A 21,315-nucleotide genomic window follows, 5' to 3' on the forward strand; every position below is an offset into this window, starting at 1 on the left:
CCCCAGCGCCCTGCCTAGAGCTTGGCGCTTTCCCGGTCCTGTCCGGGCTCGGGCTGCTTCGGCCAGACCAGCGAGGCGATGATGGCGGCCACCAGCACGCCGGCGATCACGCCCAGCGAGATGCCAATGGGGACGTGGATGTCGAAGAAGGTGATGAGCATCTTCACGCCCACGAAGCCCAGAATCGCGCTCAGGCCCACCTTCAGGAAGTGGAACTTCTCCATCAGGCTGGCCACGACGAAGAACAGCGAGCGCAGGCCCAGGATGGCGCACACGTTGGACGTGTAGATGATGAAGGCGTCCTGGCTGATGCCCAGCACCGCGGGGATGGAGTCCAGCGCGAAGAGCAGGTCCGTGGCCTCCACCACCAGCAGCACGATGAACAGCGGCGTGAACTTGCTGCGGCCGTCCTCCTGCACCATGAAGCGGCTGCCTTCACCCAGCCGGGCCACCGGCAGCACCCGGCGCGCGAACTTCACGATGCCCTTCTGCTCCGGGTCCATCTCCTCGTCCTTGGACACCAGCATCTTCACCGCGGTGAAGACGAGGAACGCGCCGAACAGGTAGATGAGCCAGTGGAACTGCTTCACCAGCGCCGTGCCGGCGATGATGAGGCCAGCGCGCATGACGAACGCGCCCAGGATGCCCCAGAAGAGCACCCGGTGCTGGTGCTCGGGCGCCACCCGGAAGTAGCTGAACACCATCAGGAAGACGAAGAGGTTGTCGACGGAGAGCGCGTACTCCACCACGTACGCCGTCAACCACTGGAGCCCCACGGTGGGCCCCTGGTAGTGCCAGATGCCCGCGCAGAAAATCAGGCTGAGGGTAATCCACACCAGCGTCCAGAGGCCCGCCTCCTTCGGCGTCACCGCATGCGCCTTGCGGTGGAACAGCCCCAGGTCCAGCGCGAGCATCGCGAGGACGAAGACGTTGAAACCCACCCAGAGCGCGACTTGCGTGTTCACGTAGCAATCCTGTTGCAGGGTATGACGGGGCGCACCCTACCGGCGGGCTGCCTGTGCGTCGACCCCTCGCGTGAAACCCGCCGGACCTCCTGCCTTCGTCCAGCGGGCCCCTTCCGGCCTCGCGGGGCTACTCCGTCGCCGGGCGGCGCAGCACCGCCAGGGAGCGGCCCACCACCTGCACGGTGCCTCCCGCCGGCGTATGCGTGCGAGGCGACTCCCCCGCCAACGCCGTGTCCACCACCAGCTCCCAGTCCGCGCCCCATTCGACGGCGGGCAGCCTGAAGGTGATGGGCTCGTGGTGGGCGTTCATCAGCACCAGGACGGTGTCCCCCACAATCCGGTTCCCTTCATCGTCCGGCGCGGTGATGGCGTCACCGCCCAGCAGGAATCCCAGGGAGCGCACGTAGGGCTTCTCCCAGTCGTCCTTGCGCATCTCCTGGCCGTCGGGCCGGAACCACGCCAGGTCCTTCATCTCGCTGTCCCACATGTGGGCGCCGCGGAAGAAGCGCCGCTTGTGCAGCACCGGCTGCTCCCGCCGCAGCTTGGTCAGGGCGCAGGTGAAGTCCAGCAGCGCGCGCTGCGTGTCGTTCAGCGCCCAGTCCACCCACGACAGCTCGTTGTCCTGGCAGTAGGCGTTGTTGTTGCCCTTCTGCGTGCGGCCCATCTCGTCGCCGGCCACCAGCATGGGCACCCCCTGGGACAGGAAGAGCGTGGCCAGGAAGTTGCGCTTCTGCTGTTCGCGCAGGGCGTTGATCTCGGCGTCGGTCGTCTCGCCCTCCACCCCGCAGTTCCAGGAGTGGTTGTCGTTGGCGCCGTCGCGGTTCTCCTCGCCGTTCGCCTCGTTGTGCTTGTCGTTGTACGTGACGAGGTCGTGCAGCGTGAAGCCGTCGTGCGCGGTGACGAAGTTCACGCTCGCGGCGGGCTTGCGGCCGGACAGTGAGAACAGGTCCGAGCTGCCGGTGAGGCGGTAGCCAATCTCCGCCGCCTGCCGGTCATCACCCTTCCAGTAGCGGCGGATGGTGTCGCGATACTTGCCGTTCCACTCGCTCCACAGCACCGGGAAGTTGCCCACCTGGTAGCCGAAGTCGCCCACGTCCCAGGGCTCGGAGATGAGCTTCACCCGGCTGAGCACCGGGTCCTGGTGGATGATTTGGAAGAAGGCGGCGCGGGTGTCGTAGCCGTGCCTGTCTCTTCCCAGCGTGGTGGCCAGGTCGAAGCGGAACCCGTCCACGTGCATCTCCTCCACCCAATAGCGCAGGGAGTCCGCGACGAGCTTCAGCGCATACGGGTGCGTGGCGTTCCACGAGTTTCCGCACCCGGTGACGTCCAGGTAGTAGCGCGGGTCCTTCTCCGTGAGCCGGTAGTACGCCACGTTGTCCACGCCCTTGAAGGACAGCGTGGGGCCCAGCTGGTTGCCTTCGCAGGTGTGGTTGTAGACGACGTCGAGCAGCACCTCGATGCCAGCGCGGTGCAGCTGCTTCACCATGCGCTTGAACTCGTCCACCTGCCCGCCCAGCGAACCCGAGCCGCTGTAGCGCGCGTCCGGCGCGAAGAACCCCAGCGTGTTGTAGCCCCAGTAATTGACCTTCTCGCGCTGGATGAGGAAGGGCTCGTCGACGATGTGCTGGATGGGCAGCAGCTCCACCGCGGTGACGCCCACCTTCTTCAGGTGCTCGATGCTGGCCGGGTGCGCCAGCCCCGCGTAGGTGCCCCGCAGCGCCTCCGGGACGCGCGGGTGCAGCTTGGTGAAGCCCTTCACGTGGACTTCGTAGATGAGCGTGTCGTGCCACGGCACGGCAGGCGGCGCATCTCCCTCCCAGTCGAAGGTGTCCGCGCCCATCACCACGCCCTTGGGCACGGCGGCCGCGTCATCGCGCGTGTCGAACGCGAGGTCGTCCTCCTTGGCGCCCGGCGTATAGGCGTAGATGGGTGCCTGGTAGTCCACCTGGCCGTGGATGGCCCGGGCATAGGGGTCCACCAGCAGCTTGTGGGGGTTGAAGCGCAGCCCCTTCTTCGGCTCGTAGGGCCCGTGCACGCGCAGTCCGTAGAGGACGCCCGCGGCCAGCCCCGGCACGTAGCCGTGCCACACCTGGTGCGTCGTCTCCAGCAGGGGAAAGCGGCGCGTCTCCTTCGCGGGGTCCTCGGGGTCGAAGAGACAGACCTCGACCTTCTTCGCGTGCTCGCTGAAAACGGCGAAGTTGACACCGTGCCCATCGAACGTGGCGCCCAGGGGATACGGCTTCCCTGGAAGCACCTCGGCCCTCCTCATCCGGCGCTCCTCTCCAGCAGAATCACCGGAAACTCCGCCAGGAGCGGCCCCAGGGGCAACACCGCGCCACCCGGTCCACGCTCGGGCCGCACCTGACGGCCGGTGAACACATCGCGGAACATCATGCCCGCATATGCCTCCGGAAGGTCCAGGAACGTGCTGCCGTAAGCGCCCGCCAGCCCTTCGGGGGACTGAAGGGCGGACAGGGTGTAACGCGGCGCGCAGGCCACCAACACCGTGTCGCCGTGCTCGCGGGTGAAGGCCACCGCCGCTTTCGCCCGGGCGCCGGTCAGCTCGAGCGCCCGATAGCCGCCCTTCCGGAAGAGCGCCGCCTGCCGCTGGCGCAGCCGCAGGGACTCCGTCAGGACGTAGAGCTTCACCTGGCCGTCATCGAGGTTCGCCGCCAGCCGTGCGCTCAGCGCGGCCCGGTCCTTCTCCGCCTCGGCGTCCAGCGTCTCCAGCAGCCGCGCGCGCAGCGCGAAGTCCACCGGCCGCCGGTTGTCCGGGTCCACCAGCGACAAGTCCCACAGCTCGCAGCCCTGGTAGGTGTCCACCACGCCGGGTGAGGCCATCTTCAGCAGCAGCTGCCCCAGTGCGTTGTACTGGCCCGCGCGCTCGATGGAGCGCTTGAAGTCCCGCACGTCCGCCAGGAAGGAGCCCGTCACCTTCGGGTCGAAGCAGGCGTCCACGTAGCGCGCCACCGCGTCGTCATAGGCGCTGTCGGGGTTGGTCCACGAGGTGCGGACCTTGGCCTCCTTGATGGCCTTGCCCATGTACTCGCGCACCCGGCGCTGGAAGTCCGCCAGCACCTCCGCGGAGTGGGCGTCACCCATGGGCCACGCCCCCACCACCGTCTGGAAGAAGAGGTACATGTCATTGGCCGTGGGCGCCGGACCGGACGGCAGCTGGGACACCGCCTTCTCCGTCTGACGGGCCCACCTCTTCACCCGCTTGCGCCACTCCTCCGGCGCCTCGGTCAGCACGTTGATGCGCGCGCGCACGTCCTCGCTGCGCTTGGTGTCATGGGTGCTGGAGGTGAGCTGGCTGGACGGCCACCGCTCCGCGCGTTCCTGGTTGCGCAGGTGGAAGGTGTTGGCGTGGACGCCGAAGCGCTCCGGCTCGCCGCCCACCTCGTTGAGGCTCACCAGCCGGTTGTAGATGTAGAAGACGGTGTCCTCCAGGCCCTTGGCCATGACGGGCCCCGTCACCTGTTGCAGCTTCATGGCGAAGCGCAGCATGTCCGCCCGCTCGCGCGCGTCCGCGTGCTCCGGGTAGCGGCGCAGGAGGATGTCGCGCAGGAAGTCGAAGATGGACGCGTTGGTGGTGGCGTTGCGCTCCTTGGCGCGCTGGATGGTCCACTCGATGTACTGCACGTCGCGCCCGTCCAGCTCCGGGCGCCAGCCGTCCACGTAGGTGCGGTACACGGGGAACAGGGCGATGAACTCCACCAGCGCCCGCCGCAGCGAGTTGAGCGTGAAGTCGCGCGTGCGCCGGTTCATCTCCGAGATGCCGTTGAGCGCGTGCGCCAGCACGTTGATTTCGCTGGCCATGGACACGCGCATGATGAGCAGCTTCTTCTGGTAGACGAGCTCGGCGAAGTCCGCCTGCCCTCCCACGAAGCGCTCGTATGTCTCCGTCAGCGCCTTCTCCGCGTCCGGTTGGACGAACACGCCGCTCACCGCGTTGGCGTAGCGGTAGCCCGTGGTGCCGTGCACGGCCCAGGATTCGGGCATGCGCTCGCGGCCTCCCTGAATCTTCTCCACCACCACGTACAGCGCCTTGCGCAGCCGGCTGTCCGGCTGCTGCGTCACCTCCGCGCGCCAGCGCTCGCGCAGCGTGGACTCCACCGCCGGCCAGCGCGTGTCATCCTCCGCGTGCGTCTGGAGGAACAGCGCGTGGGCCCGCTCCACGAAGTACGCCTCCTGCAGGTCCAGGAAGTAGGCGGTCGGGTCGAAGAGGCCGTCCGGGTGGTCGATGCGAAGCCCCGTGACGAGCCCCTCGCGCAGCCAGCGGAAGATGAGCGCGTGCACCTCCTGGAAGACGTCCGGGTCCTCCTCGCGCAGCGCGGCCAGGCCGTTGATGTCGAAGAAGCGCCGGTAATTGATTTCCTCGCCCGCCACCCGCCAGTGCGCCAACCGGTAGCTGCACGCCGCCAGCACCGAGTCCAGCAGGTCATATGAGCGCGGGTTGCCCGGCTCGCCATTGAAGACGCGGACGTTGTCCTCGATGTAGGCCAGCATCTCCGGGAACGCCGCCGTCACCGCGGCCAGCCGGCGCTTGATGACCTCCTTCTCCCGGTGGCGCTCCACCACCTTCGGCCGCTCCACCTCCGTGCGCGAGGGCAGGTAGTCGATGGCGGTGAGGATGGACAGGAACTCCAGCATGCCGGGGTGCTCCTCCCCCAGCCGCGACTCCAGCCGCTCCAGGCCGTGGCGGAGGATGCGGGAGTACTGACGCGGCGCCACCGGCAGCAGGTGGTCGTAGTAATGGAGGAAGAAGGCGCCGTCGCGGAAGGACAGCGTCAGCTCCCCTCGCTCCAGGACGATGCCGTACTGGTCCCCCAGAATCGGCAGCAACACCCTGTCCCGCAGCTCCTCCTTCACCGGCGACCAGTCGATGTCGAAGAACTTCGCGTAGACGGAGGACGGGCCGTTCTCCAGAACGTCGAACCACAGACGGTTGTCCCGCTCGATGCCCATGTGGTTGGGCACCACGTCCAGCACCTGCCCCATGCCCTGCTCACGCAGCGCCGCGCAGAGCGCCGCGTGCGATTCGGGCGTCCCGACTTCGGGATTCAACTGTTGGTGGTCCACGCAGTCGTAGCCGTGCGTGCTTCCGGGCGTGGCCTTCAGATAGGGCGAGGCATAAAGGTCACTCACCCCCAGGCGGGCCAGGTACGGCACCACCTGCCGCGCGTCCTCGAAGGTGAAGCCCTGGTGGAACTGCACTCGGTACGTGGACAGGGGCGTGTGCGGGCGCGCATCCAGCTCCGCCTGGACGCGTGCATAGAGCCCTTCGGCCAGGGCCTCCGCCGTCATCGTGGCGCCACCCGCCCCATTCGAGGCGGCCCCCTCTTCTTCCAAGGCGTCGAGCAGCATGCGGCGCAGAGGTAGGCCGCCCGCGCGCCGACCGCCAGCACGCAGAAACGCGTCCGCCCTCTATCCAACGCTCCACGCCGACACGCCAACCCCTGGAAATGCAAAGGGCCCGCCGCTTGTCGCGGCGAGCCCCGAGTACGGCCACCGGGAGAGCCCGGCCAATGCTCAGCTCAGCTGCTTGTTCACCAGCGCCGTCATCTCGAACATGGTGACGCTCTTCTTGCCACCAAAGATGGGCTTGAGCTTGTCGTCGGCGTTGATCTGCCGCTTGTTCTTCGCGTCCTGCAGGCCCTGCTTCTTGATGTAGGCCCAGAGCTTCTTGACAACCTCGGTGCGCGGCAGCGGCTTCGCGCCGACGATCTGAGCGAGCGCGTCAGACGGCGTCATCTCCTTCATGAACGACGCGTTCGGCGTGCGCTTCTTCGCAGCGGGAGCCTTCTTCGCGGCGGGAGCCTTCTTCGCAGCAGCTTTCTTGGCGGCCATTCGTCTTGAGTCTCCTCCCCTCCGAAGGGGACGTTGTACGGCTTTGCTTACGTGAAGCGAGAGCCGTTGCGGCGTAGAAGTAGCACGCCCAAGCCCGAAAAACAGCCCTCTCCTGCGTTTTTCCCTCTGAGCGCCCCTCTACGAACACGGCTGGAGCCCGAGAATCAGCCTCCGGAGCGCTCGGCACCCTCGCGGGCCTTCACTTCGGGACACGGCCGGAGCCCGAAAATCAGCCTCCGGAACGATATCTTCCCTCGGGAAACCCCTTATCGGCGTGGATCACTCCCGGAAGCGACCGCCGGATTCTCCTTGCGGTCGTGGTGTGTTTTTTTGGATGAAACCCCAACATGAGAGCCCTCATCACCGGCGCAGGCGGCTTCCTGGGAATGTGGTTGGCCAAGGCCCTGGCCGCGCGGGGAGACAGCGTCACATGCCTGTTGCGCCCGGGAGGAGATGCCTCGGGGCTCGCGGGGTTGGCCTACACGCGGGTGGAGGGCGACGTGACGGTGCCCTCCACGCTCTCAGCCGCGGTGGCGGGCCAGGACGTCGTCTTCCACCTGGCGGGCGCTCGCCGCGGCGCGACACGCGACGACTTCATGCGCGTCAACGCGGAGGGCACCCGCCACCTGTGCGAGGCCATGGTGGCCGCGGGTCACCGCCACCGGCTGGTGCTCACGGGCTCGCTGGCCGCCTGCGGCCCGTCCACGCCTACCCGGCCGCACGTGGAGGAAGACGCCTTCCATCCCCACGAATGGTATGGGGAGAGCAAGGCGGAGGCGGAGCGTATCGCCTTCTCCTATGGAGACCGGCTGCCCGTCACGGTGTGCCGGCCGCCGCGCATCCTGGGCCCCGGGGACAGGGAGAATCTTCCCTTCTTCAAGATGGCTCAGCGCGGCATCCGGCTGGAGCTGTCCGGCGGCCCTCGGCCGTTGACCATGGTGGATGTGGAGGACGTGGTGGACATCCTCGTGTTGCAGGCCACGCACCCGGCGGCCGTCGGTGAGGCCTTCTTCTGCGCGGGCCCCGGCGAGCCCCTGTCCTTGGAGAAGGTGCAGGACCTGGGCGCGCAGGCCCTGGGGCTGACGCCCCGCACGGTGCGCGTGTCCCCCGCGCTGCTGCGGGCCATGGCCACGGCGGCGGACGGCGTGTCCCAGCTGACGGGCCGCAAGCTGGCCCTGAGCCGGAAGATGGCGAAGCAACTGTTGGCGCCCGCCTGGACGTGCTCCGGGGCCAAGGCCGAGCGGCTGCTCGGCTTTCACCCCCAGCGCGACCTGGCGGACTCCATCCGTCGCAGCGTGCAGTGGTACCGGGAGCAGGGCTGGCTGTAGCCCCTTCTCCCCCGAGCCGCCGGGAGGCACGCCAAACTCCCGGCATCATTGACCTCCCCCCCCTCGAAGTGTCAGGAAGCCCGCAGCCCCATGTCCTCGAAAGCTGCCTTCTTCGATGTCGACGGGACGCTCGTGAAGACGAACGTCGTCCACGTCTACGCGTACTACGCGATGAACCGCGGCTCCGTCCTGGGCATCGCGGGGCGGACCCTGAGCACCGCCCTCAGCGTGCCGCTCTTCGGTGTCATGGACGCGGTGGACCGCAAGACGTTCAACGAGTTCTTCTACCGCTACTATGCGGGCCTGAGCGAAGACCGCCTGGTCACCATCGCCGAGGACATGTTCGAGGACGTGCTGCAGCCCGCCCTCTTCGAGCAGACGCAGGACCTCATCGACCAGGCCCGCCGCAGCGGCTGCAAGATTGTCCTCGTCACCGGCGCCCTGGACTTCACCATGCGCCCGCTGGCGCGCCACCTGGGCGCCGACGACATGATCGCCAACAAGATGCAGTTCGTGGGCGGCAAGGCGACCGGCAAGGTGATTCCGCCCATCATCGAAGGCGCGAACAAGGCGAACGCCATCCGCGCCTACTGCACCAAGGAAGGCCTGTCGCTGGACAAGTGCCACGGCTACTCCGACAGCGCCTCTGACTACGCGATGCTCGCGGTGGTGGGCCGTCCCACCGCGGTGAACCCGGACCTGCGGCTGCGCTCCATCGCGCGCGCCTACAACTGGCCCATCCTCGACCTCAAGTAAGAGCCCCCACGCCATGCGCCCGTTCAAGACGCTCCAGAAGCTGTACGACGAGGAAAGCCAGGTCGTCATCACCGAGAAGGGCAGCCCCCCGCGCGTGCTCTTCCACGGAGAGAACTTCCTGCAGGAAGACCTTCCGGTCGGCACGCGCGTCATCTTCCCGCGCCCGCCCCTGGCCGGCGTGCCCAACGTCAAGGCCGCCATCCGCTACGCCATCAACAACCCGGAGGGCATGGAGCCGCTGCACGCGCTCCTCAAGCCGGGCATGCGCCTGACGTGCGTCATCGACGACATCAGCGTGCCGCTGCCGCCCATGGTCACCCCGGACGTGCGGCAGACCATCCTGGAAATCGTCCTGGAGCTGGCCGCCGACAGCGGCGTGGACGACGTGCACCTCATCATCGCCAACGCCCTGCACCGCCGGATGACGGAAGGCGAGATGAAGCGCATGGTGGGCGAGAAGATCTTCGACGCCTACTACCCGGACCGCTACTACAACCACGACGCCGAGGACCCGGACGGGATGGTCGCGCTGGAGCGCACGTCCCACGGTGAAGAGGTGTCGGTGAACCGCCGCGTGGCGGAGAGCGACCTCATCGTCTACGTGAACGTGAACTTCGTGCCCATGAACGGCGGGCACAAGTCCATGGGCACCGGCGTGTCCAACTACGCGTCGCTGCGGCACCACCACAACCCGAAGACCATCCGCGCCTCCGACAGCTACATGGAGCCGAAGACGAGCGCGCTCTACAAGAGCAACGAGCGCATCGGGCGCAACATCGACAAGCACCTGAAGGTCTTCCACATCGAGACGGCGCTGAACAACCGCATGTTCGGCGGCCCCACCGACTTCCTGGCGAAGAAGGAAGAGGACTACACGGAGGCGGACCGGCTGAAGTTCCAGGCCATGCGCTTCGCGCTGTCCAAGCTGCCGCGCGCGGCGGCGCGCAAGGTGCTCAACTCCGTCCCCGCGCCCTATGACGTCACGGGCGTCTACGCCGGCGCCACGGAGCCCACGCACGCGAAGACGCTGGAGACGAGCTACAAGCAGTACGTGGTCCCGGTGGAGGGGCAGAGCGACATCGTCATCTTCCCCATCCCGTTCATCTCCCCGTACAGCGTCAACTCCATCCTCAACCCGCTGCTGGTGCAGGTGATGGGGCTGGGCTACTTCTACAACCTGAACCGCGGCGTGCCGCTGGTGAAGAAGGGCGGCGTGCTCATCCTCCTGCACCCGGCCTACGACGAGTTCGACCCGGAGCACCACCCCAGCTACATCGAGTTCTTCCACCGGCTGCTGCCGGAGACGCGCGACTCCATGAAGCTGGAGCACAAGTACGAGCGCGAGTTCGCGGAGAACCCCAGCTACGTGCACCTGTACCGCAAGGGCAACGCCTACCACGGCGTGCACCCCTTCTACATGTGGTACTGGGGCGAGAATGGCCGCCAGCACGTGGGCAAGGTCATTGTCGCGGGCGCGGAGAACAACCACGTCCCCGCCCTGATGGGCTGGGACCGCACCGACACGCTCACCGAGGCCATTGAAGAGGCCCGCGGGTTCATGGGCCGTTCGGCCACCATCAGCCTGCTGCGCATCGCGCCCACGGTGATGGTGGATGTGAAGTGAGGACGCCCATGGCCGCCCTTCCCGAGCTGAACGTCACCCAGACCTTCACCGGCAAGCGCCTGCTCTTCGCGGGCGCCACCGGCTTCGTGGGCAAGGTGACGCTGTCCATGCTGCTGACCCGCTACGGGCAGGACCTGGACAAGGTGTACGTGCTGGTCCGCAAGGGCAGCGCCGCGTCCGCCGAGCGCCGCTTCTTCGACAAGGTCGCCACCAGCGAGCCCTTCCAGCCGCTGCGAGACAGCCTGGGGGAAGAAGGCGCGCTGGCCTTCATCCGCCAGAAGGTGGAGGTGCTGGACGGCGACATCACCGACCCGTGGATGGGCCTGGAAGAGCCCCAGGTGGAGGCGCTCACCGGCAAGGTGCACGCGTTCATCAACTGCGCGGGTCTGGTGTCCTTCAACCCGTCGCTGGAGGTGGGCCTCAACGTCAACACCCACGGCCTGAAGTTCGCCGCGGCGCTGGCGCTGCGCTGGTCCGTCCCGCTGATCCACATGTCCACGGCCTTCGTGGCCGGCAACCGCAGCGGGCTCGTCTTCGAGGACGAGGAGATTCGCGGCTACTTCCCCAAGCGGGAGGAGATGGACGGCCGCGACTTCAGCCTGGAGCAGGAGCTGCAGGACGCGGCGCGCATCGTCGCGCGGCTGCGCGAGCAGGCCGAGGACCGGGCCCTCACGTCCACCTTCCGCAAGAAGGCGTTGGACCGGCTGGAGGAGGAAGGCCGCGACCCCAACGACGAGAAGACGCTGCGGTTGGCGGTGGGCCGTGAGCGCAAGCTGTGGCTCAGCGGCGAGCTGGTGCGCGCCGGCATGGAGCGCGCCGCCCACTGGGGCTGGCCCAACACGTACACGTACACCAAGTCCCTGGGCGAGCAGGTGCTCGCGGCCACGCCGGGCCTGCGCTACTCCATCGTCCGGCCCTCCATCGTGGAGAGCGCGCGGCACTTCCCCTTCCCTGGCTGGAACGAGGGCTTCACCACCTCCGCGCCCCTGGCCTTCGCGGGCATCAAGGGCCCCGGCGGCATCCCCGCGGGTGAGAACACCATCCTGGACATCATCCCGGTGGACCAGGTGGCGGGCGCCACCATCGGCATCACCGCGCATGCCATGGACGTGGAGGAGCGGCGCATCTACCAGCTCGCCTCCGGCGATGAGAATCCCTTCTACGCCGGCCGCTCCGTGGAGCTGGTGGGCCTGTACCGGCGGCGCTACTACCGCAACCGCGAGTCCGGCAACGCGCTGATGAACAAGCTGCGCTCGCGCGTCGAGCCGCAGCCGGTCAGCAAGAAGGAGTTCGAGCTGTTCAGCGCGCCCATGCTGTCGCGCGGCGCGCGCTTCCTGAAGAAGGCCATCGACGAGGTGCGTCCCGCGTGGGGCGCCCCGGCCGTCCAGGCCATGCTGGACAAGGCGAAGGTGTCGCTGGACGAGGTGGACGACAACGCCCAGGGCATCATCGCCCTGACGGAGCTGTTCCTCCCCTTCCTCTACGAGAACCGCTACGTCTTCCGCTGCGACAACACCCGCTCCGTGTATGCGCGCATGGCGCACGCGGACCGGCTGAAGGTGCCCTGGGACCCGGAGCACATCGACTGGCGCGACTACTTCCTGGGGACGCACCTCCCTGGCCTGGAGAAGTGGGTGTTCCCGGGCATGGAGTCGGAGCGTGAGAAGCGCACCGTCATCCCCGCGCACCGCGACCTGCTGGAGCTGCTGGAAGCCACGGTGCACGCGTACCGGCACCGCGTGGCCTTCCGCATGGTGGCGGGCGAGAAGGAAGAGCGCTTCACCTACGGCGAGGTGCACCGCTATGCCGCGCGCGTGGGCAGCTTCCTGCTGGCCGCGGGCATCAAGCACGGCGACCGCGTGCTGCTGGTGTCGGAGAACCGGCCCGAGTGGGGCGTCAGCTACTTCGGCATCCTGCGCGCGGGCGCCACCGTCGTTCCGGTGGACCCGGGCTTGAGCGAGGCGGAGCTCGTCAACATCGCCCGCCGGGCGGACGCGCGCGCGTGCCTCGTCTCCGAGGACGCGGCCCGGGACTTCCCCGGCCTCTTCGCCGCGCTGGGTGACGGCGTCACCGTGGCCAGCCTCGCGGAGGCGATGACGGGCGACCCGGCGCACCCGGACCGCATCGGGCCGGTGCGAAGGTCCGCCGCGGCGGATGACCTGGCCAGCATCATCTTCACCTCCGGCACCACGGGCACGCCCAAGGGCGTCATGCTCACCCACCGGAACTTCGCCGCGCTGGTGGCGAAGCTGGCGGGGACCTTCGACATCGGCGTGGGCGACGGCGTGCTGTCCGTCCTGCCGCTGCACCACACCTTTGAGTTCGCCGCTGGCTTCCTCACCCCGTTCTGGCGCGGGGCGGAAATCACCTACATCGACGAGCTGACGTCGGACCGGCTGGGCGAGGTGTTCGAGACGGGCCGCATCACCGCCATGGTGGGCGTGCCGGCGCTGTGGCAGCTCCTGCACCGCAAGATTACGCAGGAGTTCGCCAGCCGCCCGCCGTTCATCGAACAGGCGCTCAAGGCGCTGATGGCCACCCACGGCGAGCTGCGCAACCGCAACAACATCAACCTGGGCAAGCTGCTGTTCTGGCCGGTGCACCGCAAGTTCGGCGGGCGCATCAAGGTCATCGTGTCGGGCGGCTCGGCGCTGCCGGACGACGTGCACAAGGCCTTCCACGAGCTGGGCTTCAACATCACGGAGGGCTACGGCCTGACGGAGGCCGCGCCGGTGCTGTCGGTGACGAAGCCCGGCAACAAGCGCCAGCCCGGCACGGTGGGCCGCGCGCTGCCCGGCATCGAGCTGCGCATCCTCAATCCGGACAACGGCGGGTTGGGTGAAGTGCTGGCCAAGGGCCCCAACGTCATGCCCGGCTACTTCGGCGACCGCGAGGCCACCGAGGCGGTGCTCAAGGACGGCTGGCTCCACACGGGCGACCTGGGACGTCTGGACGCGGAGGGCCACCTGTACCTGGTGGGCCGCGCGAAGGACGTCATCATCGACCACAACGGGAAGAACATCTACCCGGACGAGTTGGAGGAGCTGTACCAGGACCACACGCACATCAAGGAGCTGTCCATCGTCGGCCTGCCCGATGACGCGGGCGGTGAGAAGGTGGCGTGCCTGTGCGTGCCCGACTACGCGGACCGCCCGCGTGAGGAAGTGCGCCGCGAATTGGAGGAGCACTTCCGCAAGGTGAGCGCGGGCATGCCCTTCTACCGGCGCGTGAAGGTGCTGCGCCTGTGGGACGGCGAGCTGCCTCGCACCGCCAAGCGCAGCGTGAAGCGCAAGCAGGTGGTGGAGGAGCTCAAGCGCCAGGAGCGCATGGCGGCCAGCGCCAGCAAGGCGCGCGAGAAGGCGGCCAACCCCGCCACGGGCGGCATCGCGGACTGGCTCTTCCCGCTCATCGCGGACGTCAGCCACCGGCCGGTGTCCGACGTGCGTCCGGACGCGCTGCTCAGCGGGGACCTCGGCTTCGACTCGCTGATGCTCACCGAGCTGTCCTCCGCGCTGGAGGCCGCCGGCGTGCCGCTGCCCGCGGTGGAGGACCTGACGCAGGTGCAGACGGTGGAGGACCTGCGCAAGGTGGTGGCGTCCTCCGGCAAGCGCCCCGCGGTGGAGACGCGCGCGAAGGAAATCTCCAAGGAGAACGAGCGCGCGGAAGAGGTGGAGATTCCGGTGCCCGACGTGGTGGCGGACGTGGGCCGCCAGCTCTTGTCCTTCGGGCAGAAGGTGCTCTACGGCGGCGTGTTCGACGTGAAGGTGACGGGCAAGCCCTTCATCCCGCAGAACCGCAACTTCCTCGTCATCGCCAACCACTCCAGCCACCTGGACGCGGGCCTGGTCCGCGTGGCGTTGGGTGACCAGGGCGAGCGGCTGGTGTCCCTGGCGGCGCGTGACTACTTCTTCAACACGCCGCTCAAGCGCGCCTGGTTCGAGAACTTCACCAACCTGGTCCCCATTGAACGGCAGGGCTCGCTGCGCGAGTCGCTGCGGATGGCGGGCGAGGCGCTGCGCCAGGGCTTCAACGTCCTCATCTTCCCGGAGGGCACGCGCTCTACCACCGGCGAGCTGATGGAGTTCAAGTCCACGCTGGGCTACCTGGCGCTCACCTTCAACATGGACGTGCTGCCGCTGTACATCGACGGCGCCTTCGACGCGCTGCCCAAGGGCAGCGTGCTGCCCAAGACGAAGACGCCCCTGCGGGTGAACATCGGTCCGGTGCTGGGCCACGCGGACCTGCGCACGCGGGTGCAGGGCATGGCGCGCTCGGAGGGCTACCGCTACGTCACGCGCATCGCCGAGGACTCGATGCGAGCGCTGCGCGACGGCCGGGTGCTGAACCTGGAGCGCGTGGACCTGCCTCCGGCCGCGGCCAGTCCCCGCGCCCCCACGTCCACGGAAGGGAAGGACTCGTGAAGCTGCTGGTGACGGGAGGCACGGGCTTTCTGGGCACGCACCTGGTGCCCAGGCTGGTGGCGGCGGGCCACGAGGTGCGGCTCATCGGCCGCTCGCGGCCTTCGGGCGCCCCCTACGCGGGCACGGAGTACGTCCCCGGTGACTTGAAGAACCGGGACGCGGTGCGCCGCGCGCTGGAGGGCGTGGACGCTGTCTACCACCTGGCGGGGCTCGTCTCCTTCCAGCCGAAGGACGCGCGGAAGATGTTCGAGCTGCACGTGGACAGCACGCGCGAGCTGCTGCGGGACGTGCGCGAGGCCGGCGTGAAGCGCGTGGTGCTGGCCTCCACCTCCGGCACCATCGCGGTGTCGAAGGAGGCGCAGGTCCTCGACGAGCGCGCCGACTACCCGATTACGGTGGTGGGCCAGTGGCCCTACTACCTGTCGAAAATCTACGAGGAGAAGCTGGCGCTCGCGTACTGCCGCAAGCACGAGATTCCCCTGGTGGTGCTCAACCCCAGCCTGCTGATGGGGCCCGGGGATGACCGGCTGTCCTCCACGTGGACGGTGGTGAAGTTCCTCAACCGCGAGCTTCCGGCCATGCCGGGCGGCGGCATCTCCTTCGTGGATGCGCGCGACGCGGCGGACGCCTTCGTCCAGGCGCTCACCCGGGGCGAGGTGTACGGCCGTCACCTCATGGGGGTGAATCTGTCCATGAAGGACTTCTTCCAGCGGCTGGAGCGCCTGTCCGGCGTGCCCGCGCCGAAGCTGAAGCTCCCCTCCAAGGTCAACGTGCTCGGCGGGAAGCTGCTGGAGCGCTGGGCCAAGGTGCGCGGCACCACGCCGACGCTGGACCCGCAGGAGATCGACATCGGCGAGCACTGGTTCTGGCTGGACGCATCCAAGGCGGAGGCCGAGCTCGGCTTCCGCGCGCGCGACATCCAGGAGACGCTCTCCGAGACGGTGCAGCACATCTACGGGAAGATGCCGCCTCAGAGCCTGCCGGGCACCAAGGGCCGGCTGGCGGAGCTGCGCGAGAACACCTGAGCAACGCTCGCGGCGGGAGATTCCGGGCACCGGACTCCCGCCACTGACCTGGCCGCGAGGAGTGCACCACGGCCCGGCGACGCGCTGCTACCGGAGCCACCTTGGCGACGCCGGCCGGCGGCACCGCGCCAGGCACGTCGCCTCACTCCGAGCGCTGCGGCACCCCTACCGTGCGCAGGGCGTTGTCCACCAGGCGCGCGGCCCAGGGCTCCGCGCGGTGGCTCCACACCCAGGCCGCGCCGAGGAAGGCGCAGCCCAGGAGCACGAGCACCAACCGCGCGAGGAAGGACGGGCCCGCTTCGCTTGCGCTGGCGGCCACGGCCTAGCCCACCACGCGGTTACGGCCCGACTTCTTCGCCTTGTACAGGTTGGCGTCCGCCACCTTGATGAAGTGCGTGGGCTCCAGCATGTCCGACGTCTGCTCGGCCACACCGATGGAGATGGTGACGGGGATTTCCTTGTCGTCGTAGACGAAGGACTTGCCCTCGATGAGCCGGCGAATCTTCTCCGCGAACAGGCGCGCCTTGTCCGGGCCGTCCTCCGGGAGGACGACGGCGAACTCCTCGCCGCCGTAGCGGGCGAAGCACTGCTCGCGGCGCACCAGGCGCTTGATGGACTGGGCCAACTCCCGCAGCACGTAGTCCCCGGCGAGGTGGCCGTGGACGTCGTTGATCTGCTTGAAGTGGTCGATGTCGAACATCATCAGCGTGAGGGTGCGCTGATAGCGGGTCGACCGGCCCATCTCCTTCTCGAGGTACTCCAGGAAGTACCTCTTGTTGTTGATGCCGGTGAGGCCGTCCGCGATGGTCAGCGTGTAGATGGTCTCGTGGTACTGGGTCTCGATGTTGTCGCCATCGAGGAACTTGAAGATGGAGCCTCCGACCTTGACCAGGTCTCCGCTGCGCAGCGGAGAGGCCTGAAGCACTTCCTGGTCATTGAGGAAGGTACCGTTGGTGGAGCCCAGGTCTTCAACGAGCATCTTCCCCCCACGCCCCAGAATCCGGGCGTGGCGGCGGGACACGTTGTCCAGGTCCACGACGATGTGGTTGTGCTGATCCCGCCCGATGGTGAGTTCGGCATCCTCGATGAGGTACTTCTTGCCGAGCTCGGGGCCATGAATCTGCACGAGACAACACTCCGTGCTGCGGTGGGCATGCACGTTGAGCGTTGAGATCTTGGTGACGCGGGTTTCGTCGCCGGCCATCGGAAACGAGGCTAGCACGATAGCCTCGGCAGACGCCATGCAACGCAGCGGGGGCCGGTTCTTCGGCCCTTTGCGGCGCTTCTCCCACATGCCACCCGGGAGCGGCCGCCGGACGAGGGCCGGCAACCCGAGGCGTCGGGACGTCCAGCGCCGGTCAGGACACCTGAACAGGCGGTTCGGGATTCAACGATGGCTGGCAGGCGGGCACACGTGCCCTTGCCGGCCCTCCAGGGACGGCTAACGTCCGGAACACCTATGTCCAAAGTCCTGGCGATGATTCTGGCTGGAGGCGCTGGCACGCGCCTTGAGCCCCTGACGCGCGAGCGCGCGAAGCCCGCTGTCCCCTTCGGCGGCCGCTACCGCATCATCGATTTCGTTCTGTCGAACTTCGCCAACTCCGGTGTGTACCGGATGAAGGTCTTGACGCAGTACAAGAGCGACTCGCTCAACAACCACCTGTCCCGCGCGTGGCGGATGACGGCGTTCCTGGGCCACTACGTGGAAGCCGTCCCCGCTCAGATGCGGACGGGGTTGGACTGGTACAAGGGCAGCGCGGACGCCATCTACCAGAACCTCAACATCATCACCGACGAGGAGCCGGACTACATCTTCGTCTTCGGCGCGGACCACGTGTACCGGATGGACACGCGCCAGATGCTGGACTTCCACTGCGCGAAGAAGGCGGCGTGCACGGTGGCCGCGATTCCCGTCCCCATCGAGCAGGGCCGCGAGTTCGGCATCATCGACGTGGGGCCGGACGGGCGGATGCGGCAGTTCCTGGAGAAGCCCAAGGACCCGCCGCCCATGCCGGGCAACCCGAAGATGTGCCTGGCCTCCATGGGCAACTACCTCTTCTCCACCGACGTGCTGGTGCAGGAGGTGGTGCGGGACGCGGCGAACGAGGCGAGCGCGCACGACTTCGGCAAGTCCATCATCAGCGAGCTGTACAAGCGCGCGCCGGTGTACGTGTACGACTTCGCCCAGAACGAGGTCCCCGGCCAGGAGGCGAAGGAGCGCGGCTACTGGCGGGACGTGGGGAACATCGACGTCTACTACCAGTCCAACATGGACCTGGTGGAGGTGGACCCGACGTTCAACCTCTACAACGACCGCTGGCCCATCCACACCCAGCCCAACAACTACCCGCCGGCGAAGTTCGTCTTCGCGGACGAGCAGAACCACCGCGTGGGCCACGCCATGGACACGCTGGTGGCGGAGGGCTGCATCATCTCCGGCGGCAGCGTGCGGCGCTCGGTGCTGTCGCCGAAGGTGCGCGTCAACTCGTACTCGGAGGTGGAGGACTCCCTCCTGTTCGAGAACGTCACCATCGGCCGGCGCTGCCGCATCCGCCGGGCCATCATCGACAAGAACGTGGAGATTCCGCCGGGGATGACCATCGGCTTCGACCCGGTGGAGGACCGGCGGCGCTTCCACGTCACGCCCGGGGGCGTCGTGGTGATTCCCAAGGGCATGAAGGTGACCTGAGGCGGCCATGGGCGCGGAAGGACTCCTCCTGAGGCCCGCGAAGGAGTCCGACCGCCGCACCCTGTGGCGCATCCACACCCTGGCCGTTGAGGCCCTGTGCCTTCGCGCGTACGCGCCGCACGAGGTGAGCACCTGGGTGCGGCTCTTGAAACCGGAGGGCTACCTGCGGCCAGAGCGTCCGCGCACGGTGCTGGTGGCGGAACGCGGCCGGCGCGCGGTGGGCTTCGGCCAGGTGGACGCGGCGCTGGGTGAGTTGGAAGCGCTCTACGTGGTGCCAGACGAAGCGGGCCAGGGCGTGGGCCCCGCCCTGCTGTCGGCCCTGGAGTCCGCCGTCTGGCGGGGCAGCGCGCCGCTGCTGGGGCTGGATGCCAGCCTGAACGCCGAACACTTCTATCAGCGGCACGGCTATGCCTCCGTCCACGCCTCCCGGCGCCCACTCACGGTCGACGTCCAGTTGGCGTGCGTGCGGATGCAGAAGTGGCGGCCGGCCACGGCCACGGGGCGATGGCCGGCCTGGCGCCGCGGCTAGGTGAAGGCCGCCTTCACCTCGGGCTTGTTCAGCACCACCAGGGCCCAGATGCCCACGGGGATGCCCAGACAGGCGCAGGGGCCGCAGCAAGGGATGACGGAGATGATGGCGGCGGTCATCGCCAGCCCGTAGTTCTGCAGGTTCTTCATCTTCAGCGCGCCGAAGAAGACGAGGCCGTTGAGCAGCAGCGTGGGCAGCGCGAGCATCAGCTTGCCGCCCGTGGTCGTCATGCCCGCGAGCAGTTGCCGGGCCCCCTCGGGCAGGTCGGGGTTGTTGAGCGCCTCCTCGACGGCGGGGTCCGCCCCACCGAAGGCCTGGAGCACGTTGATGAGCCCCAGCAGCACGGTGATGGCGGACAGGACCATCAGCAGGATGGCCGGCAGCGACACGGCCTCCTTCGCGCCCGCTCCGCCGGGAGAGTTCATCGTTCCGTAGGTGTTCTCCATGGTCCCCAGTTCCCCTCGATGCCGCGTGAGATGCCGGGCGGGCAGTGGGCCCGCCGCGCGGCCATTCCACTCGCAGACGGGGGAGCACGCCAAGTGAAATGACGTGCCCCCCTCCTCCCTGCTCAGGCCTTGAAGGTGAGCAGGGGGGAGAGCCGGGCCACCTCCCGGACGATGCCGGCCTCCACCTGGGCATCCACCACCGGACGGATGGGCTTGTACGCCGCGGGCGCCTCCTCGACGCGGCGCTCCGCGCGAAGGGTGATGCAGTCCACGCCGGTCAGCCCCAGGGCGGCCTCGCTCTGGTCCGCGCCGCCCCGCGACAGGGAGAAGCGGGAGCGCGCGCGGCCAGCGCCGTGCGACGCGGACTCCAGCGCCCGTGCATCCCCACACCCCACCATGAGGAAGGACGTGGCCCCCATGGAGCCGGGGATGATGACGGGTTGCTCCGCCCCCGCCGGGCATGCGCCCTTGCGCGCCAGCCAGCCGCCCTCGTAGGGCAGCGTCAGGTTGTGGGGCACGTCGTAGACGAGCGGCGCCTCCACGTCCCCGAAGAGCTCCCGGAGCGTCTGGCGCAGCAGCTCCGCCAGCAGCAGGCGGTTGAGGAAGGCGTAGTTGGCCGCCGTCGCCTCCGCCTCCAGGTATTCGGTGACGAGCCGCGCATCTCCCAGGGGGAGGATGCCGCTGGCCGGAAGCGGCGTTCCCGCGGGCCACGCCTGACGCGCACGGTCCTGCCAGGCCACGCCCACGTGCTTGCCCACGTCCCGGCTGCCAGAGTGAATCATGAACGCGAGCTGTCCCTCGCGCACGCCCCAGTCCCACGCCCGCGCCCGGTCCTCCACGGCCTCCACGCGCTGCACCTCCACGAAGTGGTTGCCACCGCCAATGGTGGCCAGGCCCGCGTCGCGCACCAGCCCTTCGCGCGTGAAGGACTCGGGCGCCCAGCGCGGATGGCCCTTCAGCCCGCCGCCCAGGTGGATGCGCGACACCTCCGCGTCGAGCTGCGCCAGGTCGGCCCGGCCCGCGCACCCCAGCGGCTGCTCCAGCGTCTCCAGGAGCCAGCCCTGCACGCCGTCGCGCAGCAGCGCCTCGGAGGCCCGCGAGGCCATGGTGACGTCGCGAGTACCGAAGAAGTAGTGGCCCTTCATCCGCTCGACGAAGAGCGACCGCTTCGCCAGGAAGTCCTCCACGGAGATGTCCGCGACGTGCAGCCGCATGCCGCAGTTGATGTCGGTGCCAATGGCGCCGGGCACCACCAGCCCGCGCGTGTGGAGCACCGAGCCAATGGCCACCCCGGAGTCTCCCGGGTGGAAGTCGGGCGTGGCACGCACCCGCAGCACTTCGCCACCACCGGGGTGTCTCAGGGCCGCGAGCTGGGCGAGTTGTTGGAAGGCCTTGCCCTCCACGGGCAGGTCCGGCGGAAGGAGGACTTCGGCGGGCGGCGCGTGAGCGTCTCCCAGGAGGCGGACGGAATAGAGGCGGCCGTCATAGGCGACCTCGAGCCCCTCGCGGGCGAGCGCCCGGAGAAGCCGGTTCAGTTTCGGCTGCATGACCCAACTCAGGAATGCCCCGGGGCCCGAAGACGGGCGCGCCCAGGGGGACGTGACGGAGAGATGAGGGACCTGGGGTCAGCAGCCGCGGTCGCCAGACGGCGCGAAGCCGTCTTCATCATCCACACACGGGCA

15 protein-coding genes are annotated in these 21,315 nt (G+C 68.4%); 7 read left to right on the top strand and 8 right to left on the bottom strand.

The features are described from left to right. Positions 1 to 14: 14 nt before the first annotated feature. From HNV26_RS20075 to HNV26_RS20090, 4 genes are all read right to left on the bottom strand, one after another. Complete coding sequence (locus HNV26_RS20075; RefSeq protein WP_171441857.1) at positions 15 to 965, bottom strand: TerC family protein; 951 nt, start codon at positions 963 to 965, stop codon at positions 15 to 17. A 127-nt stretch (positions 966 to 1,092) separates the two neighbouring features. Beyond that, positions 1,093 to 3,234, bottom strand: coding sequence for a glycogen debranching protein GlgX (gene glgX / locus HNV26_RS20080; RefSeq protein WP_171441856.1), 2,142 nt, complete (start codon positions 3,232 to 3,234; stop codon positions 1,093 to 1,095). Beyond that, positions 3,231 to 6,332, bottom strand: a complete 3,102-nt coding sequence (gene treY / locus HNV26_RS20085; protein ID WP_171441855.1) for a malto-oligosyltrehalose synthase — start codon at positions 6,330 to 6,332, stop codon at positions 3,231 to 3,233. The genes glgX and treY overlap by 4 nt, the downstream gene beginning before the upstream one ends. 165 nt (positions 6,333 to 6,497) lie before the next feature. Then, positions 6,498 to 6,815 carry an SWIB/MDM2 domain-containing protein gene (locus HNV26_RS20090; protein WP_171441854.1) on the bottom strand — a complete coding sequence of 106 codons (318 nt, stop codon included), beginning with the start codon at positions 6,813 to 6,815 and terminating at the stop codon, positions 6,498 to 6,500. Between the two features lie 347 nt (positions 6,816 to 7,162). Here HNV26_RS20090 and HNV26_RS20095 point away from each other — a divergent pair, with 347 nt between their 5' ends. The 5 genes from HNV26_RS20095 (at position 7,163) to HNV26_RS20115 (ending at position 15,969) form a co-directional block, all read left to right on the top strand. Beyond that, a complete protein-coding gene (locus HNV26_RS20095) occupies positions 7,163 to 8,143 on the top strand; it encodes an NAD-dependent epimerase/dehydratase family protein (RefSeq protein ID WP_171441853.1) in 981 nt (326 codons plus the stop codon). A gap of 90 nt (positions 8,144 to 8,233) precedes the next feature. Continuing rightward, a complete protein-coding gene (locus tag HNV26_RS20100; RefSeq protein WP_011551641.1) occupies positions 8,234 to 8,899 on the top strand; it encodes an HAD family hydrolase in 666 nt (221 codons plus the stop codon). A 13-nt stretch (positions 8,900 to 8,912) separates the two neighbouring features. After that, a complete protein-coding gene (gene larAH / locus HNV26_RS20105; RefSeq protein ID WP_011551640.1) occupies positions 8,913 to 10,523 on the top strand; it encodes an NPN-dependent hydroxyacid isomerase, LarAH14/15/16 family in 1,611 nt (536 codons plus the stop codon). Between the two features lie 8 nt (positions 10,524 to 10,531). After that, positions 10,532 to 14,944: an AMP-binding protein gene (locus tag HNV26_RS20110; RefSeq protein WP_171441852.1), complete on the top strand. Its 4,413-nt coding sequence runs from the start codon at positions 10,532 to 10,534 to the stop codon at positions 14,942 to 14,944. Beyond that, positions 14,941 to 15,969, top strand: a complete 1,029-nt coding sequence (locus HNV26_RS20115; protein WP_171441851.1) for an NAD-dependent epimerase/dehydratase family protein — start codon at positions 14,941 to 14,943, stop codon at positions 15,967 to 15,969. Before HNV26_RS20110 ends, HNV26_RS20115 begins: the two co-directional genes overlap by 4 nt. Before the next feature lie 142 nt (positions 15,970 to 16,111). Here the strand turns inward: HNV26_RS20115 and HNV26_RS20120 are convergent, their stop codons facing one another. Continuing rightward, positions 16,112 to 16,288: a hypothetical protein gene (locus tag HNV26_RS20120; protein ID WP_171441850.1), complete on the bottom strand. Its 177-nt coding sequence runs from the start codon at positions 16,286 to 16,288 to the stop codon at positions 16,112 to 16,114. A gap of 3 nt (positions 16,289 to 16,291) precedes the next feature. Next, on the bottom strand, positions 16,292 to 17,173 hold the full coding sequence (locus HNV26_RS20125; RefSeq protein WP_026113815.1) for a GGDEF domain-containing protein: 882 nt from the start codon (positions 17,171 to 17,173) through the stop codon (positions 16,292 to 16,294). Between the two features lie 255 nt (positions 17,174 to 17,428). Here HNV26_RS20125 and glgC point away from each other — a divergent pair, with 255 nt between their 5' ends. Beyond that, positions 17,429 to 18,658, top strand: a complete 1,230-nt coding sequence (glgC, locus tag HNV26_RS20130; protein WP_090484336.1) for a glucose-1-phosphate adenylyltransferase — start codon at positions 17,429 to 17,431, stop codon at positions 18,656 to 18,658. Between the two features lie 7 nt (positions 18,659 to 18,665). Further along, complete coding sequence (locus HNV26_RS20135; RefSeq protein ID WP_171441849.1) at positions 18,666 to 19,187, top strand: GNAT family N-acetyltransferase; 522 nt, start codon at positions 18,666 to 18,668, stop codon at positions 19,185 to 19,187. Here the strand turns inward: HNV26_RS20135 and HNV26_RS20140 are convergent. Both HNV26_RS20140 and HNV26_RS20145 read right to left on the bottom strand, forming a co-directional pair. Continuing rightward, positions 19,184 to 19,726, bottom strand: a complete 543-nt coding sequence (locus HNV26_RS20140) for a hypothetical protein (protein WP_171441848.1) — start codon at positions 19,724 to 19,726, stop codon at positions 19,184 to 19,186. The two genes, HNV26_RS20135 and HNV26_RS20140, sit on opposite strands and share 4 nt — an antisense overlap. Before the next feature lie 29 nt (positions 19,727 to 19,755). After that, complete coding sequence (locus tag HNV26_RS20145) at positions 19,756 to 21,180, bottom strand: RtcB family protein (protein ID WP_171441847.1); 1,425 nt, start codon at positions 21,178 to 21,180, stop codon at positions 19,756 to 19,758. Positions 21,181 to 21,315: the final 135 nt, after the last annotated feature.

It is taken from the genome of Myxococcus xanthus, assembly GCF_013116825.1.
Lineage (GTDB): Bacteria > Myxococcota > Myxococcia > Myxococcales > Myxococcaceae > Myxococcus > Myxococcus xanthus_B.

Bases quoted from the DNA above. Each gene is read 5' to 3' on its own strand.
- HNV26_RS20110 (WP_171441852.1), top strand. From the start codon at position 10,532: ATGGCCGCCCTTCCCGAGCTGAACGTCACCCAGACCTTCACCGGCAAG.
- HNV26_RS20135 (WP_171441849.1), top strand. From the start codon at position 18,666: ATGGGCGCGGAAGGACTCCTCCTGAGGCCCGCGAAGGAGTCCGACCGC.
- HNV26_RS20100 (WP_011551641.1), top strand. From the start codon at position 8,234: ATGTCCTCGAAAGCTGCCTTCTTCGATGTCGACGGGACGCTCGTGAAG.
- glgX (WP_171441856.1), bottom strand. From the start codon at position 3,234: ATGAGGAGGGCCGAGGTGCTTCCAGGGAAGCCGTATCCCCTGGGCGCC.
- larAH (WP_011551640.1), top strand. From the start codon at position 8,913: ATGCGCCCGTTCAAGACGCTCCAGAAGCTGTACGACGAGGAAAGCCAG.
- HNV26_RS20095 (WP_171441853.1), top strand. From the start codon at position 7,163: ATGAGAGCCCTCATCACCGGCGCAGGCGGCTTCCTGGGAATGTGGTTG.
- treY (WP_171441855.1), bottom strand. From the start codon at position 6,332: ATGCTGCTCGACGCCTTGGAAGAAGAGGGGGCCGCCTCGAATGGGGCG.
- glgC (WP_090484336.1), top strand. From the start codon at position 17,429: ATGTCCAAAGTCCTGGCGATGATTCTGGCTGGAGGCGCTGGCACGCGC.
- HNV26_RS20090 (WP_171441854.1), bottom strand. From the start codon at position 6,815: ATGGCCGCCAAGAAAGCTGCTGCGAAGAAGGCTCCCGCCGCGAAGAAG.
- HNV26_RS20145 (WP_171441847.1), bottom strand. From the start codon at position 21,180: ATGCAGCCGAAACTGAACCGGCTTCTCCGGGCGCTCGCCCGCGAGGGG.
- HNV26_RS20125 (WP_026113815.1), bottom strand. From the start codon at position 17,173: ATGGCCGGCGACGAAACCCGCGTCACCAAGATCTCAACGCTCAACGTG.